Source organism: Streptomyces sp. NPDC051582, assembly GCF_040681715.1.
Taxonomy (GTDB): domain Bacteria; phylum Actinomycetota; class Actinomycetes; order Streptomycetales; family Streptomycetaceae; genus Streptomyces.
In genome coordinates this window covers 1-3,174 of record NZ_JBFAZJ010000090.1, presented here as the reverse complement: position 1 = coordinate 3,174, position 3,174 = coordinate 1, and the positions used below count along the sequence as shown (strand labels likewise).

The window sequence follows — 3,174 nt, the reverse complement described above, 5'->3', positions numbered from 1 at the left end:
ATCGGCCTGACCTGACGGCGGAGCGGTTCGTTGCGGATCCGTTTGCGGTGGTGGCTGGTTCGCGGATGTATCGGACCGGTGATGTGGTGCGCTGGTCGGCGGATGGCGTCCTTGAGTTCGTGGGGCGTGCTGATGGCCAGGTGAAGGTGCGGGGTTTCCGTATCGAGCCGGGCGAGATCGAGGCGGTACTCGCCGGCCATGAGCAGGTCGCGCAGGCGGCTGTCGTGGTGCGGGAGGACCAGCCCGGCGACAAGCGCCTCACCGCCTACGTCGTGCCGGCACCTGATGCCCCCGCACACACCGTGCCGTGGAGCGTCGTCACCGCCGAACTGCGCGGTCACGTCCGTCGAAGCCTGCCGGACTACATGGTCCCGTCCGCGTTCGTCGTGCTGGACGGTCTGCCGTTGACGCCGAACGGGAAGCTGGACCGCAGGGCGCTGCCGGCTCCCGCATACGCGACGGACGCGTCGGGGCGGGCGCCGAGGACACCTCAGGAGGAGACCCTCTGCGGGCTCTTCGCCGAGGTCCTGGGCGTGGAGCTGGTAGCGATCGATGACAGCTTCTTCGACCTTGGCGGCCACTCCTTGCTGGCGACCCGGCTCGTGCGGCGCATCCGCACGGCACTGGGTGTGGAAGTCACCGTCCGGTCGCTGTTCGGAGCACCCACAGTGGCTCTGCTGGCGACGGAACTCGCTTCAGCAGCGACGGCGAAGACGCGTCCCAAGCTGCGACGTATGCGCCCCCTTCCGGAAGACGGCGAATGACGCCGCTTTCCACATGACTGGAGAGAGCGGCGGGGCCTGAGAAGAGCTCCACCGGCCCCGCCCGCTCGCACGTTCTTGATGTAATCCGCCGCCTGGCCAGGCGGTGCACCCCCTCCGTGCGAGGGGGCAAGCGAAAGGTTGTTCCTGTGATTCCGGTGTCGTTCGCGCAGCGCCGTCTGTGGTTCCTGGGCCAGCTCGAAGGTGCGTCCGCGACGTACAACATTCCTCTCGTGCTGCGTCTGACCGGTGCGCTGGACGTGGCGGCGCTGCGGGCCGCGCTGGCAGACGTCGCGGGTCGGCACGAGAGCTTGCGGACGGTGTTTCCGCAGGTGGACGGGGAGCCGCGGCAGGAGATCTTGCGAGGTGCCGCAGGTCTTCCCGATGTCGTCGTGAAGTCCGTGTCGACGGATGGCGTTGCCGCAGCGGTGGCGGACGTGACGGGTGCCGGTTTCGATCTGGAGCGGGACCTGCCGTGGCGGGTGCGGCTGTTGGAGATCACGGACGCTGCGGACGAGTGGGTTCTGGTGATGGTGGTCCATCACATTGCGGCGGACGGTTGGTCGATGGCGCCGCTGGCCCGGGATCTGTCGCAGGCGTACGCGGCCCGCTGCCAGGGGCAGGCCCCGGCATGGGAAGAGCTTGCGGTGCAGTACGCGGACTACACCCTGTGGCAGCGCGAGGTCCTGGGCGACGAGGACGATCCGGACAGCGTGATCGCGGCCCAGGTCGCCTACTGGAAAGAAGCCCTGGCCGGCCTCCCGGAACAGCTGGAACTGCCCGTCGACCACCCGCGCCCCGCTGTTGCATCGCAGGAAGGTGCTTCGGTGGACGTGCGTGTGCCGGCGGAGGCGCACGCACGTCTGGTGGCGCTGTCGCGTTCCTGCGGGGCGAGCGTGTTCATGACGGTGCAGGCGGCCTTGGCTGTGCTGTTGTCGAAGATGGGCGCCGGGGAGGACATCCCGATCGGGACTCCGGTCGCGGGCCGTACCGACGACGCCCTCGACGACATGGTCGGGTTCTTCGTGAACACGCTGGTCCTGCGGACCGACGTGTCGGGCGACCCGACGTTCCGCGAGGTCCTCGAACGGGTACGAGAGGCGGACCTGGCGGCGTTCTCGCACGAGGACGTGCCGTTCGAGCGGCTGGTGGAGATCCTCAACCCGGCACGCTCGATGGCACGCCACCCCCTCTTCCAAGTCATGCTCACCTTCCAGAACGTCGCCGAACCCGATCTCGCTCTGCCGGGTCTGAGCGTCCACCCCGAGCGCACGTCGGCGAAGACGGCCAAGTTCGACCTTTCGTTCACGCTCGGCGAGTCGCAGGCGGAGGACGGCACGCCCACCGGTCTGCGAGGACGGCTCGACTACCGCACCGACCTGTTCGCGGAAGGCACCGCCCAGGGCCTCGCGGACCGGTTGGTGCGTGTCGTCGAAACGCTCGTTGCCGCACCCGACCAGCCGATCCGCAGTGTCAGTGTCCTCGCCGACGACGAGCGTCAGCGGATGCTGGTCGAGTGGAACGACACCGCTCGTGAGGTTCCCGATACGACGTGGCCGCAGTTGTTCGAGGCGCAGGTGGTCCGGACCCCGGATGCATCGGCGGTGGTCAGTGGCGGGGTCGAGCTGAGCTACGGGGAATTGAACGCCCGTGCGAATCGTCTGGCCCGTCATCTGGTGGCGTCCGGGGCGGGTCCGGAACGCCTGGTCACGGTGGCGCTGCCGCGGTCCGTCGACCTGGTCGTGGCTTTGCTCGCGGTGCTGAAGAGCGGTTCGGCTTACGTGCCGGTGGACCCGGAATACCCGGCGGACCGGATCGCCCACATGCTCGCTGACGCCGAACCGGTGCTGGTGATCACCGATACGGACACGGCGTCCGCTCTGCCCCAGGACGGCGTCGCACCGCACCTGCTGCTCGATGACCCCCGAGTCCGGCACGCCGTGGCCGGCCGTGACAGCGGAGACCTGTCCGACGGTGACCGCCTGTCCCCGGTGCTGCCCGCCCATCCCGTGTACGTGATCTATACGTCGGGTTCGACGGGTCGTCCGAAGGGCGTGGTGGTGTCGCACGCGGCCTTGGTGAATTACGTGGTGCGCTGTCCGCAGGCGTATCCGGACCTCGCGCGTTCGACGGCGTGGCACGCCTCGGCGTCGTTCGACATGGGGGTCACCGCTCTGTACGGGGCGTTGGCCGCGGGTGGTCGTGTCGTGGTGGCTGCTCTGTCCTCTGCGGAGGAGGGCGACGTCGACGGGTTGCCGGTGTCGTTCCTGAAGGTGACTCCCAGTCATCTTCCTTTCCTGGAGGGTGCCGGACGGGCGTTCGTGCCGGGCGGTCAGCTGATGCTGGGTGGGGAGGAGGTTCCCGCGCACGTGGTGACGCGCTGGCGTGAGGATCATCCGGGAGTGCCGGTCGT

Annotated in this window: 2 protein-coding genes; both read left to right on the top strand. The window is 68.7% G+C overall.

Annotated elements, in window-relative coordinates:
- Positions 1-764, top strand: a 764-nt coding sequence (locus AB0M92_RS39145) for a phosphopantetheine-binding protein (protein WP_366107168.1), incomplete at its 5' end; no start/stop codon positions are given.
- 155 nt (positions 765-919) lie between these two features.
- Positions 920-3,174, top strand: a 2,255-nt coding sequence (locus AB0M92_RS39140; protein ID WP_366107167.1) for a condensation domain-containing protein, incomplete at its 3' end; no start/stop codon positions are given.